Genomic DNA, 12,595 nt, shown 5'->3' with positions numbered 1-12,595 from the left:
GTTTGCCGGCTCTAGCCGGAATGCGCAACCAGCGACCGGGTGTCGCCGGCCGATCCGCGTTTAGGGGCAGTAGGCGGATTCCGCTGCGCTCACGGCCGCGGTGGCGTCCTGATACGTAGCGTTGGTGAATTTCGTCTGAACCACCTTGGCCAGTTGGTCCGGGGTCTCACCCATGCTGCGGTCGGCGCAGATAGCGTGTCCCAGGGCGATCATCGTGTCCTTGTCGCCGGTGAAACCAAGCTTGCTCATCTGGGCCAGATAGGCGTCATCGTCCGCGAGGGCGATGCCGCTGCTGAGGGAAAAACCGGTGGCAACGATGGCAGGAATAACCAGCAGGCGCAGTCCGCGAAGCGACATCACGCTCGCCTCCTTCTGTGAGGGGTGTTTGCTACCAGCAAAGTATGTTCTCCGCGCGGCGGAAGCGCGAGGGGAAGAACGAAAGTGCGGCGCACCATCGGCTCGTCGGCGAGTGAGGCCCAGGGACCGCCGACCCGGTCGGTTCGCACGTGCCCGAAGGTTGGCTGGTCCACCGGTCGTCGCGAATTCTGTTGTGCAGCAGGGCTTACGCGGAATTAGGATCTGCGACCTGGACGTCGGGTGAAATGTCCCCCACTCTCGTCGCGACAAACGGGATGACTATCGGGGCGCAGGGCGCCTCCAACTGCGTACTCACTCCGACGAAGGTTCCGTCCGGTCTCACCTGAAATGAAAGCGTCTCGGTGCCTTGCTTCATGGAGTTGTTGCAGGTGAACATCTTCCATCTGGTCGCTACCCATTGGTCGCGGTTCTCGCGGAACGCGAGCGCACCCTCCTCGGGCGGCTGCAGCCACGTCGGGCCGATCGAGGTGTCCCATGCCGTCGCGACGCACCCGGCGGGCGGGCACGCGGAGCGCATCGCGATCACGGTGGAATGCGCACCGGTCGGCTTCGGTACGCCGTCGACCGTCTGCTTACTCCCGTCGAAATCGAACCGGTACATGCCGTCGGCCAAGGCCGACGCCGACGCGACCGCGGGCCGGGCCAGCGTGACTGCCTGGCTGGCAGCGACCGCGATAGCAGCCGCGAAAAGAATTCGAGAGATGGCCATGATGTCGTTCCCACTTAGCAGTGCCCGATAACTGATCGTGGGCGCTGAGGCAAATCATTGCAATAGCTGCCACCCCCTTCTCGTATCGTCGGTACGTGCTGATCGGACTGTTGTTCGCCCTGGCTTGCTCGGTGTGTTACGGAATGGCGTCCGTGTTGCAGGCGGCGGCAGCCCGGTCGGTGGAAGCGGGCAGCGGCTCGGGGGTCGACGCGGTGCTGCTGATGCGCGCCCTGCGGCAGTGGCGCTACCTCGTAGGCATCGGTCTCGACGGCCTCGGCTTTGCGTTCCAGGTCGTGGCGTTGCGATTGGTGCCGATCTACGTGGTCGCCGCCGCGTTGGCCGCCTCGATCGCGGTCACGGCGATCGTCGCCGCATGGATGTTGTCGGTGCGCCTGTCACGGGCCGAGTGGACGGCTGTGGGCGTGGTGTGTGTGGGCTTGGCGATGCTCGGCATCGCGGCCGGACCGGAAGGCGACGGTCACGGCCCCGCGGGACTGGCGTGGGCGCTGTTGGGCGTCGCCGCAGTGGTATTCATTGCCGGGGCCGCCGCCGGCCGGTTGCCCGACCGTCCGCGCGCCCTTGCCCTCGGGCTGAGTGCAGGGACCGGGTTCGGCCTCGTCGAGGTCGGCGTGAACTTGATTGACTCGCTCGATCCCACCAAAGCCGCCTTCTACGCCAACCCGGCGCTGTACGCCAGCGCCGTCGGCGGTGTGGCGGGTTTTCTGTTGCTCACCTCCGCGCTGCATCGCGGCTCGGTCACCACTGCGGTGGCCGGAATGGTGGTCGGTGAAACGGTTTTGCCGGCCATCATCGGCGTGGTCTGGCTCGGCGACCAAACCCGGGATGGTCTCGGCTGGATGGTGGCCGCGGGATTGGGGGTCGCCGTCGCGGCGACGCTGGTGTTGGCCCGGTTCGGCGAAACGCCCAGTACGGAAACGGTTTAGGCTGCCTGGACAGCTGTGGCATCGCGTCAGGGAGCACACGTTGATTGAATGCCCATTTCTTGACATTCATGAGGTAGGGGAGCAGGAGACGTTCGGCCGCCCCGGTTTGACCGATGACCTCACATTGAAACCCCAGCCCAGCGATGGAGATGTTTTCGGGCCGATCAGCGCCAAAATGCTTGTTTTCGAGGATGTTTGGATGCCGCCTCGCGACTCGTTGAGTTGGAGAGCCGTGCTGTCGCTTGACCGGACCGAAATAGCCTTTTATCTGACCGAGTCACGGCTCGCGTATATCTGCGCGAATTACGTCAAACGCCGCGTACGGGTTCGGGGCAGCACGATCGTCGGCGATGCTATCGGCGCCCGGAAGGCTTCCAAGACGGTCGAAAACACTGCCCTCGCTGGGCAATTGAGGTTTCCCTGGATCAAGCACTGGGAGTGGTTCGGCACTTCGCTGCGCATTTTCGCCGAGGAACAGGAGAACACGAATGGGCCGGAACCAGTGCGCTGGCCGTTGTCCATCACCATCGAGTTCCGCAGGCGTGAGGATGTGCTGGCCGCGAGCGACGTTCTCATGACGAGGATCTTGGCCTACCGCCTAGTCGACAGCAGCCCGAAGGACGAGTCGACCATGCATCAGTTGCGCGATTTGTTGCATGGTCGAACGGTGCTGGCACCCCGCCCTCAGAGCGTTGAGGGATTCTGTGGTCTCGAGAATTCTCGAAAATTCGGCATTCCGGGTTGCTTGCCATGGGGCCATGGTGCGGGCTATGTGCCACCCGCACCTCCGTCGCAACTGCTTGAGGTCGACAGCTGATCAATGCGCGTGGACGCAACCGGCTAAGGTACCCCCTGAGGATGACCGCAGAGGGGAAATCAGAAACCGTGACAACGAAAACGCTTGTATGAGTCGTATTCTCGATGTCCCCGTCGCGGGCGGTCCGTACGCGCTGACCTCGGGTCCCGACGGCGCGATGTGGGTGACGCTGGTGCACACCGGTGAGATCGCCCGGGTGACCGCCGACGGTGTTCTCGAGGTGTATCCCGTTGCGCCGCAGAGCAAGCCGTCGATCATCGTCTCGGGACCCGACGGCGCACTGTGGTTCACCCGCAACGGCGACGACCGGATCGGGCGGATCACCACCGACGGCGACCTCTCTGAGTTTGAATTGACCTCCGGCAGTGCACCTTTCGGTCTCACCGCGGGACCAGACGGGGCACTGTGGTTTACCACGATGACGTCGGGCGTGGTGGGCCGGATAGACCTCGACGGGGTGGTCACGGAGGTCGCGTTCCCGGGCGGGACGCCGTCGATGATCACCGCGGGACCCGACGGGGCGCTGTGGTTCACGCTGAACCAGGCCAACGCGGTCGGCCGACTCGAGCCGTCAGGTGACCTGACGATCCGGGACGTGCGGACGCCGCGCGCCGGGCCCGTCGGCATCGCCGCCACGCACGACGACGCGGTGTGGTTCACCGAGATCCTGGCCGACAAGCTCGGCCGTATCCCGGTCGACGACGCCATCCAGGAACTCGATCTGCCGGCAAACCGCATGCGGTGGTGGGCGATCCGACCGGCGGCGTGTGGGTGAGCCTGTGGGGAGCAGACCAGATCGCCCGGGTCAGCGCCGACGGCGAGGTGTCCTCGATCGACCTGCCGGCCGGCAGCGAGCCGCACGGGCTGGCCATCGGTCCGGACGGTGCGCTTTGGGTGGCGCTGGAGGCCAGTTACGTCATGAGGTTGCCGACGGTGTTAGGCGGGGGGCATTTGCCACGTGTTGAATAAGGTGAAGCCGGGTATGCCTTTTGCCATGAGAACCGGACATCATCGACTGGCGGACGGTTCGCTGCTGCGGGTCGATAGGGAACTGGGCCGCTGGGTCGGAAGTCTCTATACGCCAGACATGCACGTGAAGGCACAAGTCGTCGGAAGTGACACAGACGTTCACACGTGGGCGGACAGCGTCGAAAAGCGTTGGCGCACAGGGTCTAAGCCGAGCGCGGCAGCGTGACCGACGCATCGCGCACCGGAATTGACGAGTGTCGCGCCGAGCTTTGTTGGCTAACGTCTTAGCGGTGACTATGGCCCACGATTTTGACATCATTCCCGCTGAGGAGATCCGGCGGAATGACAACATTGAGTTCCCTGCCGACAACCCGGACGTGAGATGGAAATTTGACGAGAATCGGGCAACTAAACCCCCGTGCAACCAGCCGGGGGTGCAGTGGTACGTCGAGCAGACCGGAGAGCCCATGCTCGGCAGTCCGTTGGGTGATCTCTACACCTTCACCGTGAAGGAGGTTGGCGGGCCCGGGGCCGACGTCGAAGTGAAAATCAGGGGCCATGTGCAAGTTCGCCGGTACCGGCGATAGTGGGCTAGGTCGATTGTTGGGTGCTGGCCCGCGGCTCGCGCCGCATCGTGACCGCGTCGGCGCCGTTGTAGTACCCGGGGCGAACGCCAACCTGGTCGAATCCGAAGTCGCGGTATAGGGCGATGGCCGCTTCGTTGTCGCAGCGAACCTCGAGAAACACGGCGCCGCCCGCGGCGAACTTCAGCAGCTCGTCCAACAGTCGGCGGCCGATGCCTTGTCCCTGGTGCGCCGGGTCGACGGCGATATTGCGCACCTCGTAAAAGGACGTGCCTGAGAAGCCTGTGGCACCCAAACAAGCGATTCCCGCGTAACCGATCAGGGTGCCGTTAGTGCGCGCGCCCACGAAGTAGCTGTCTTTGCCGGCCAGCTCGCGCGCGAATACGGTGGCCGACCACGGGTCGTCACCGGCGAATACAAGGGCGTCCAACTCGGCGCATCTGCCGACGTCGGACGGCAACAGCGCATCGAAGACCACCGGCTCCTGGGGGTCGGTCATCGGGTCGCGACTGTCGGTGCGGCCGGATATCGGGAGTCGGGGAGTGGGCTCATGAACGGCTTTGGCACCGGTTCGTCAGCGCTCGTTGAGATCACCCTTTTTCTCCCTTCGGGCCAATAGTGCGCCTAAAGCTTTGGAGGACCGTGTCGGTTTCATCGGCTGACGCGTTAATGATCCGTGGAGTTTCCACAGATCGCTATCATCTTGCGGACCCGGGGCTGCGGGTTAAGCTTTCACCTGCAAATAGACAATGGAACTTAAGGCAGGGGGCGTGTGATGAGACGTACGGACGGTGCCATCCTGGCACGCTTGATCGCTGGCGTATTCATCAGCGTGGCGGCCTTGCAGCTGACCGGTTTCGGCGTGACCATCGCACCAAGGGCGGCAGCCCAGCCGGCACCGAAGGTTGTGGCCACAGAGCCGGCGGCGAACGCCACCGTGCCGGCCGGTAAAACCGCCATCAAGGTCACCTTCGACCAGAAGATGTTGGCTAATTCGTATTCGTTCGTCGTCATTCAGGGTGGTGCCTTTCCTCCTTGCCAGTCGACGCCGTCAGTTTCGGCTGACGGCATGAGCTTCTCGCTCGATTGCGAGTTGCAGCCCGGCAAGTCCTATGCGCTGGGTTTCAACGGCGGCAATTACACCGGCTTCAAGAACGAGGCGTCCGTCGCAGCGGTCCCTAGTGAATTGCACTTCTCGACTGCTTCCTGAGCCCAAAGCGAAATCAGGTGCGCCGACTCGGGGGATAGAGCCTTCGCCAGCCCTCCTAGATCGGCGGGAGAATATTCGTCGCGCCTCAAGTTGTTGGCTTAGCCAGTGCGGCCCGCAGTTCATCACATTGGCTGGCGAAGAATGTCAGCGACACCGGCGCGTTCGGCACGATCGAATCAAACGCGTGGAAGGCGCCGACCGCGATCTCGACGTGGCAGGGCGTCCCCGCCGCATTCAGGCGCCTGCCGTACTCGACGGCCTCGTCATGCAGCAAATCTAGCGAGCCGGTGCCGATCCAGGACGGTGCCAGCCCGGCGAGGTCGCTGCGCCGCGCCGGGCTCGCGACGGCTGGGTCCGCGTTCCCCAGATACCATCGCCAGGCTTGGCGGTTGTCGCCCTCCGACCAGACCAGGCGACGGCGACCTGTGGCTTGACTGCCGGTGCGGTCGTCGAGGTTCGGTTGGGACAGCAATTGAAAGGCCGGCTGGATCTCGCCGCGATCCCGGGCCAGAAACGCAAGTGCCGCGGCCAGCCCACCACCGGAGCTGAGACCGCCGATCGCGACCCTTGATGGATCAACCCAAGGCTGCTGCGCCAACCACAGCAGCGCCGCATAGCAGTCTTCCAGCGGAGCGGGATATGGATGTTCGGGCGGCAACCTGAAATCAACGGCCGCAACCGCGACGCTCGCTAAATGAGACAGCCTGCGGCAGAACCCATCTTCCTGTCGCGCGCTGCCCATCACGAACCCACCGCCGTGGATCCACAGCAGCGCAGGCGCCGGATCAACAAGGCAAGCGGGTCGATGCAGGCGAACGCTCACATCGCCATCGACGGCCACGACCGGCACGTCACGGACGGCGTTAATGCGTCCCAACAGCGTCATCGCCGCACGCGGCAGCGCCAGCCCGCGGTTGAGGCCATAGCCCCTCGGCAGCAGTCTGGCCGCGGTTCGCAAGGCGGGGTCCACATCAGGCCCCGACGTGAACGAACTCACGGCTGGCTGATCTCGTCGAGAGAAGGCGGATCGTCTTCGATGTCATTGATAATTCCCATCAAAACGAACATGCCTCCGATGATGGCAGCTGTGCGGGCGTGCCCTTGGCAGTAATCGCCAAGTGGCTCGGGCATCGCGACTCGGGACGACGGCACGGTTGTCACCTACAGCCAGGACGACGCACTCAAAGCGGCCGGAGCGAGTTTGGGTGCTGTCGTGACACCGAGGCCCTGCGGCGCGTCGCGGCGGGTCAAACCGAGCCGTTTGCGCAGGTCGGGACTATTTCTAGGAAGTGCCCCCGGCAGGATTCGAACCTGCGGCCTTCTGCTCCGGAGGCAGACGCTCTATCCCCTGAGCTACGGGGGCGCACTAGCGGAACGCTGCGCCATTGGGCCCCGCCAGAGTAGCGCATCCAGGTGAGTACCCGAGCACCGGTAATGGATTCGGGGCGCGGGCACCCCAGCCAATAGGATGGACGCTCGTGACCCCCGCCGACCTCGCTGAGCTGCTCAAAACCACCGCCACCGCGGTGCTTGCCGAGCACGACCTCGACGTGTCCGCGCTGCCCCCGACGGTCACCGTGGAGCGTCCGCGTAATCCCGATCACGGAGATTACGCTTCCAACCTGGCCCTGCAACTGGCCAAGAAGGTCGGCGCCAACCCCCGTGAGCTGGCCGGATGGCTGGCCGAAGCGCTGGCGCAGGCTGACGGCATCGCCTCCGCCGAGGTGGCCGGCCCCGGCTTCATCAACCTGCGCCTCGAGGCCTCGGCGCAGGCCAAGATCGTCACCGAGGTCATTGATGCCGGCGAAGCGTTCGGCCATTCCGAGACGCTGAAAGCCCAGAAGATCAACCTGGAATTCGTCTCGGCCAACCCCACCGGGCCGATCCACATCGGCGGCACCCGCTGGGCCGCCGTCGGCGACGCGCTGGGCCGGCTGCTCACCACCCAGGGCGCCGAGGTGGTCCGCGAGTACTACTTCAACGACCATGGCGCGCAGATCGACCGGTTCGCCAACTCCCTGGTCGCGGCGGCCAAGGGCGAGCCCGCCCCGGCGGACGGCTACGCGGGCACCTACATCAACGACATCGCCGCGCAGGTCCTGCAGAAGGCGCCCGAGGCACTGAGCCTGCCCGACGCCGAAATGCACGAGACCTTTCGCCAGATCGGCGTCGACCTGATGTTCGCCCACATCAAAGAGTCGCTGCACGAGTTCGGCACCGACTTCGACGTCTACACCCACGAAGACTCGATGCACACCAGCGGCCGGGTGGAGCAGGCGATCACGAAACTCCGCGATACCGGCAACATTTACGAGAAGGACGGCGCAACCTGGTTGCGCACCAGCGCTTTTGGTGACGATAAAGACCGCGTGGTGATCAAGAGCGACGGCATCCCCGCGTACATCGCCGGCGACCTCGCCTACTACCTGGACAAGCGGCAGCGCGGATTCGACCTGTGCATCTACATGCTCGGCGCCGACCACCACGGTTACATCGCGCGCCTGAAGGCCGCCGCCGCCGCCTTCGGTGAGGACCCGGCCACCGTCGAGGTCCTGATCGGGCAGATGGTCAACCTGGTTCGCGACGGCCAACCGGTCAAGATGAGCAAGCGGGCCGGCACCGTCATCACCCTGGACGACCTGGTCGAAGCGATCGGCGTCGACGCCGCCCGGTACAGCCTGATCCGGTCCTCGGTGGACACCCCGATCGACATCGATCTGGCGTTGTGGTCTTCGGCGTCCAACGAAAACCCGGTCTACTACGTGCAATACGCCCACGCCCGGCTCTCCGCGCTGGCGCGCAACGCTGCCGAACTCGGCCTCATCCCCGACACCTCGCATCTGGAACTGCTCAGCCACGACAAAGAGGGCACCTTGCTGCGCACCATCGGTGAGTTCCCGCGGGTTCTGAAAACCGCAGCGGCCCTGCGTGAACCGCACCGCATCTGCCGTTATCTCGAAGACCTCGCGGGCGACTACCACCGGTTCTACGACGCCTGCCGGATCCTGCCGCAGGGCGACGAAGAGCCCACCGACCTGAACACCGCCCGCCTGGCGCTGTGCCAGGCGACCCGCCAGGTCGTCGCCAACGGATTGACCATCCTCGGAGTCAGCGCCCCGGAGAGAATGTGAACGTCCATCCCGCCGGACCCCGGCACGCCGAGGAGACCCGGCCCGCCAGCAGCCCGCCGCGCCCGCAGTCGCCCGAAGAGCTGTTGCGATTGGCGCCGAACGTCTGGCCGCGCAACACCGTTCGCGACGACGACGGGATCGTCGAGATCGCCGGCGTCAAAGTGACCGATCTCGCCCAGGAGTACGGGACCCCGCTGTTCGTCATCGACGAAGCCGACTTCCGCTCCCGCTGCCACGAGACGGCCGCGGCGTTCGGCGGCGGGGCCAACGTGCACTACGCCGCAAAAGCGTTCCTGTGCACCGAAATCGCACGGTGGATCGAGCAGGAAGGCCTCTCGCTCGATGTGTGCTCGGGTGGTGAACTGGCCGTCGCGCTCAACGCGGACTTCCCGCCGCAGCGAATCACGTTGCACGGCAACAACAAATCTGTGGCCGAGCTGACCGCCGCGGTGAAAGCCGGTGTCGGACATGTCGTGCTGGACTCGATGATCGAGATCGAGCGGCTCGACGCGATCGCCGGCGAGGCCGGAATCGTTCAGGATGTGCTCGTCCGGCTCACCGTCGGAGTGGAGGCGCACACGCACGAGTTCATCTCCACCGCCCACGAAGACCAGAAGTTCGGTCTCTCGGTGGCCAGCGGCGCGGCCATGGCCGCGGTGCGCAAAGTGTTCGCCGCCGACCACCTGCGCCTGGTCGGACTGCACAGCCACATCGGCTCACAGATCTTCGATGTCGCCGGCTTCGAAATCGCCGCGCACCGGGTCATCGGGTTGCTGCGCGACATCGTCGCCGAATTCGGCGTCGACAAGACCGCGCAGGTCTCGACGGTGGATCTCGGTGGCGGCCTGGGCATCTCGTACCTGGCGCCGGATGACCCGCCGCCGATCGCCGACCTGGCGGACAAGCTGAGCGTCATCGTGAGCAACGAGTCGGCAGCCGTCGGGCTGCCCACGCCGAGGCTGGTCGTCGAACCCGGACGCGCCATCGCCGGTCCGGGCACCATCACGCTCTACGAGGTCGGCACCGTCAAAGACGTCGACGTCAGCACCACCGCCAACCGGCGCTACGTCAGCGTCGACGGCGGCATGAGCGACAACATCCGCACCGCTTTGTACGACGCCCAATACGACGTCCGCCTCGTTTCCCGGCTCAGTGACGCCCCCGCCACGCAGGCCCGGCTGGTCGGAAAGCATTGCGAGACCGGCGACATTCTGGTGCGCGACGCGTGGGTGCCCGACGACGTGGGGCCGGGTGACCTGGTCGCCGTGGCTGCGACCGGCGCCTACTGCTATTCCCTGTCGAGTCGTTACAACATGATCTGCCGTCCCGCGGTGGTCGCGGTGCGAGCGGGGGAGTCCCGCTTGATCCTGCGCCGCGAGACGGTCGACGATCTGCTGAGTCTGGAAGTGAGGTGAACCGTGCCCGATAACGACAAGGACGCAAAGGCCGTCGGCGTAGCGGTACTCGGGTTGGGCGTGGTCGGCAGCGAAGTCGTGCGCATCATCAACGAAAGCGCCGACGACCTGGCGGGCCGCATCGGCGCCCCACTGGTGTTGCGCGGCGTCGGAGTGCGCCGCCTCGGCGGCGACCGTGGAGTGCCGCTCGAACTGCTCACCGACGACATCGACGAACTCGTCTGCCGTGACGACGTCGACATCGTGGTGGAAGTGATGGGTCCGGTCGAACCGGCCCGCAAGGCGATCCTGGCCGCCCTGGCCCACGGCAAGTCGGTCGTGACGGCGAACAAGGCCCTGATGTCGATCGCCAGCGGTGAACTGTCCGCTGCCGCCGAAAGCGAAGCCGTCGACCTGTATTTCGAGGCGGCGGTCGCCGGAGCGATCCCCGTCATCCGCCCGCTGACCCAGTCGCTGGCCGGCGACACGGTCCTGCGGGTGGCCGGCATCGTCAACGGCACCACCAACTACATCCTCTCGGAGATGGGCAGCACCGGAGCCGATTACCAGCAGGCCCTGGCCGACGCGAGTGCCCTCGGATACGCCGAAGCCGACCCCACCGCCGACGTCGAGGGATACGACGCTGCGGCCAAGGCGGCCATCCTGGCGTCCATCGCCTTCCACACCCGGGTCACCGCCGACGACGTCTACCGCGAGGGCATCACCAAGATCACCCCGGACGATTTCGAGTCCGCCAAATCCCTGGGCTGCACCATCAAATTGCTCTCCATCTGCGAGCGCATCACCACTGACGAAGGGCAGCAACGGGTTTCGGCTCGGGTCTATCCCGCGCTGGTGCCCCTGTCGCATCCGCTCGCGTCCGTCAATGGCGCCTTCAACGCGGTGGTCGTCGAGGCCGAGGCGGCCGGGCGGTTGATGTTCTACGGCCAGGGCGCCGGCGGGGCGCCCACCGCATCGGCCGTCACCGGTGACCTGGTGATGGCAGCGCGTAACCGGGTGCTCGGCAGCAGGGGTCCCCGCGAGTCCCGCTACGCTCGACTTCCCGTGGCGCCCATGGGATTCATCGAGACGCGCTACTACGTCAGCATGAACGTCGCCGACAAGCCGGGCGTGTTGGCGGCCGTGGCAGCCGAATTCGGCAAGCGCGAAGTGAGCATCGCCGAGGTGCGCCAGGAAGGCGTGGCCGACGAAGGCGGTCAACGGGTGGGCGCCCGGATCGTGGTGGTCACCCACCGGGCCACCGACGCCGCGCTGTCGGAAACCGTTGACGCACTGGCCGACCTGGATGTGGTGCAGAGCGTGGCGAGCGTGCTGCGACTGGAAGGGACCGACGAATGAGCGCCCCACGAACGGCGATCCACCAACCCTGGCCGGGCTTGATCGCGGCCTACCGGGACCGGTTGCCGGTGGGCGACGACTGGACCCCGGTCACCCTGTTCGAAGGTGGCACCCCGCTCATCCCGGCGCCCCGGTTGTCCGAGAAGACCGGGTGCACAGTCCATCTCAAGGTCGAGGGCCTCAACCCCACCGGCTCCTTCAAGGACCGGGGCATGACGATGGCCGTCACCGACGCACTCGCCCGCGGCCAGAAAGCGGTGTTGTGCGCGTCAACCGGCAACACATCGGCATCGGCCGCGGCATACGCCGCACGTGCCGGAATCACCTGCGCCGTGCTGATTCCGACCGGCAAGATCGCGATGGGCAAGCTGGCACAGGCCGTCATGCACGGCGCCAAGATCATCCAGATCGACGGAAACTTCGACGACTGTCTGGAACTGGCCCGCAAGATGACCAACGACTTTCCGACGATCTCGCTGGTCAACTCGGTGAATCCGGTGCGCATCGAGGGGCAGAAAACGGCCGCGTTCGAGATCGTCGACGCCCTCGGAACGGCGCCGGACATCCACGCTCTTCCCGTGGGCAATGCGGGCAACATCACCGCGTACTGGCGCGGCTACACCGAGTACCGCCGCGACGGCGTCATCGACAAGCTGCCCCGGATGTTGGGCACCCAGGCGGCCGGCGCGGCCCCGCTGGTGCACGGCGAACCGGTAGCGAACCCGGAGACCATCGCCACCGCGATCCGCATCGGCGCTCCGGCGTCGTGGACGTCGGCCGTTGAGGCGCAGCAGGAGTCCAACGGACGCTTCCTGGCAGCCACCGACGAGGAGATCCTGGCGGCCTATCACCTGGTGGCCAGCACCGAGGGTGTCTTCGTCGAGCCGGCGTCCGCGGCCAGCATCGCCGGCCTGCTCAAGTCCGTCGAGGACGGCTGGGTGGAACGGGGCTCGACCGTGGTCTGCACCGTCACCGGCAACGGTCTGAAGGATCCCGACACCGCCCTGCGCGACATGCCGCACGTGTCTCCGTTGCCGGTTGACCCGGTCCTCGTGGTTGAGCAGCTGGGGCTGAGCTAGTGGAGTCTGGTTCGGCGGGCT

At 65.7% G+C, this 12,595-nt stretch carries 13 protein-coding genes, 1 tRNA gene and 1 pseudogene; 9 read left to right on the top strand and 6 right to left on the bottom strand.

The features are described from left to right. Positions 1-60: 60 nt before the first annotated feature. Both C0J29_RS22595 and C0J29_RS22590 read right to left on the bottom strand, forming a co-directional pair. Positions 61-357: a DUF732 domain-containing protein gene (locus tag C0J29_RS22595; protein ID WP_232004311.1), complete on the bottom strand. Its 297-nt coding sequence runs from the start codon at positions 355-357 to the stop codon at positions 61-63. A 205-nt stretch (positions 358-562) separates the two neighbouring features. Next, positions 563-1,087, bottom strand: a complete 525-nt coding sequence (locus tag C0J29_RS22590) for an Rv2253/PknI dimerization domain-containing protein (RefSeq protein ID WP_065161439.1) — start codon at positions 1,085-1,087, stop codon at positions 563-565. 95 nt (positions 1,088-1,182) lie between these two features. Here C0J29_RS22590 and C0J29_RS22585 point away from each other — a divergent pair, with 95 nt between their 5' ends. The 4 genes and pseudogenes from C0J29_RS22585 to C0J29_RS33400 all read left to right on the top strand — a co-directional run bounded on the left by C0J29_RS22585 (position 1,183) and on the right by C0J29_RS33400 (position 4,404). Further along, positions 1,183-2,031, top strand: coding sequence for a DMT family transporter (locus C0J29_RS22585; protein WP_197748223.1), 849 nt, complete (start codon positions 1,183-1,185; stop codon positions 2,029-2,031). 40 nt (positions 2,032-2,071) lie between these two features. After that, positions 2,072-2,848, top strand: a complete 777-nt coding sequence (locus C0J29_RS22580) for a hypothetical protein (protein WP_120793620.1) — start codon at positions 2,072-2,074, stop codon at positions 2,846-2,848. Further along, positions 2,790-3,817: pseudogene (locus C0J29_RS22575) on the top strand (Vgb family protein). Before C0J29_RS22580 ends, C0J29_RS22575 begins: the two are co-directional and overlap by 59 nt. A 290-nt stretch (positions 3,818-4,107) precedes the next feature. Continuing rightward, a complete protein-coding gene (locus C0J29_RS33400) occupies positions 4,108-4,404 on the top strand; it encodes a hypothetical protein (protein ID WP_208659324.1) in 297 nt (98 codons plus the stop codon). Between the two features lie 4 nt (positions 4,405-4,408). On the opposite strand, the gene rimI is transcribed toward C0J29_RS33400, so the two are convergent. After that, a complete protein-coding gene (gene rimI / locus C0J29_RS22565) occupies positions 4,409-4,900 on the bottom strand; it encodes a ribosomal protein S18-alanine N-acetyltransferase (protein ID WP_120793618.1) in 492 nt (163 codons plus the stop codon). A gap of 309 nt (positions 4,901-5,209) precedes the next feature. On the opposite strand from rimI, the gene C0J29_RS22560 reads away from it, so the two are divergent. Further along, the gene (locus tag C0J29_RS22560) at positions 5,210-5,611 is read left to right on the top strand and encodes an Ig-like domain-containing domain (RefSeq protein WP_162951533.1); all 402 of its coding nucleotides are present in this window, start codon (positions 5,210-5,212) and stop codon (positions 5,609-5,611) included. Positions 5,612-5,696: 85 nt separating this feature from the next. Here the strand turns inward: C0J29_RS22560 and C0J29_RS22555 are convergent, their stop codons facing one another. The 3 genes from C0J29_RS22555 to C0J29_RS22550 form a co-directional block, all read right to left on the bottom strand. Continuing rightward, positions 5,697-6,608, bottom strand: a complete 912-nt coding sequence (locus C0J29_RS22555; protein WP_120793616.1) for an alpha/beta hydrolase — start codon at positions 6,606-6,608, stop codon at positions 5,697-5,699. Then, positions 6,605-6,763, bottom strand: a complete 159-nt coding sequence (locus tag C0J29_RS32940) for a hypothetical protein (protein ID WP_162951532.1) — start codon at positions 6,761-6,763, stop codon at positions 6,605-6,607. The genes C0J29_RS22555 and C0J29_RS32940 overlap by 4 nt, the downstream gene beginning before the upstream one ends. Before the next feature lie 138 nt (positions 6,764-6,901). After that, a tRNA-Arg gene (locus C0J29_RS22550) sits at positions 6,902-6,974 on the bottom strand. 115 nt (positions 6,975-7,089) lie between these two features. Between C0J29_RS22550 and argS the strand changes: the two genes are divergently transcribed. From argS to thrC, 4 genes are all read left to right on the top strand, one after another. After that, entirely contained in the window at positions 7,090-8,742 is a 1,653-nt protein-coding gene (argS, locus tag C0J29_RS22545; protein ID WP_120793615.1) for an arginine--tRNA ligase, read from the top strand. A gap of 80 nt (positions 8,743-8,822) precedes the next feature. Beyond that, the gene (gene lysA / locus C0J29_RS22540) at positions 8,823-10,157 is read left to right on the top strand and encodes a diaminopimelate decarboxylase (RefSeq protein ID WP_231513559.1); all 1,335 of its coding nucleotides are present in this window, start codon (positions 8,823-8,825) and stop codon (positions 10,155-10,157) included. 3 nt (positions 10,158-10,160) lie between these two features. Continuing rightward, complete coding sequence (locus C0J29_RS22535) at positions 10,161-11,495, top strand: homoserine dehydrogenase (RefSeq protein WP_065161449.1); 1,335 nt, start codon at positions 10,161-10,163, stop codon at positions 11,493-11,495. After that, complete coding sequence (gene thrC / locus C0J29_RS22530; protein ID WP_120793614.1) at positions 11,492-12,574, top strand: threonine synthase; 1,083 nt, start codon at positions 11,492-11,494, stop codon at positions 12,572-12,574. The genes C0J29_RS22535 and thrC overlap by 4 nt, the downstream gene beginning before the upstream one ends. The last annotated feature ends 21 nt before the right edge of the window (positions 12,575-12,595 follow it).

Origin of the sequence: Mycobacterium paragordonae, assembly GCF_003614435.1 — a bacterium.
GTDB classification, from domain to species: Bacteria; Actinomycetota; Actinomycetes; order Mycobacteriales; family Mycobacteriaceae; genus Mycobacterium; species Mycobacterium paragordonae.
This window is presented reverse-complemented; position numbering and strand designations above follow the sequence as displayed.

Excerpts from the sequence above, each read along its gene's own strand:
- rimI (WP_120793618.1), bottom strand. The coding sequence starts at position 4,900 with ATGACCGACCCCCAGGAGCCGGTGGTCTTCGATGCGCTGTTGCCGTCC.
- thrC (WP_120793614.1), top strand. The coding sequence starts at position 11,492 with ATGAGCGCCCCACGAACGGCGATCCACCAACCCTGGCCGGGCTTGATC.
- C0J29_RS22595 (WP_232004311.1), bottom strand. The coding sequence starts at position 357 with ATGTCGCTTCGCGGACTGCGCCTGCTGGTTATTCCTGCCATCGTTGCC.
- C0J29_RS22590 (WP_065161439.1), bottom strand. The coding sequence starts at position 1,087 with ATGGCCATCTCTCGAATTCTTTTCGCGGCTGCTATCGCGGTCGCTGCC.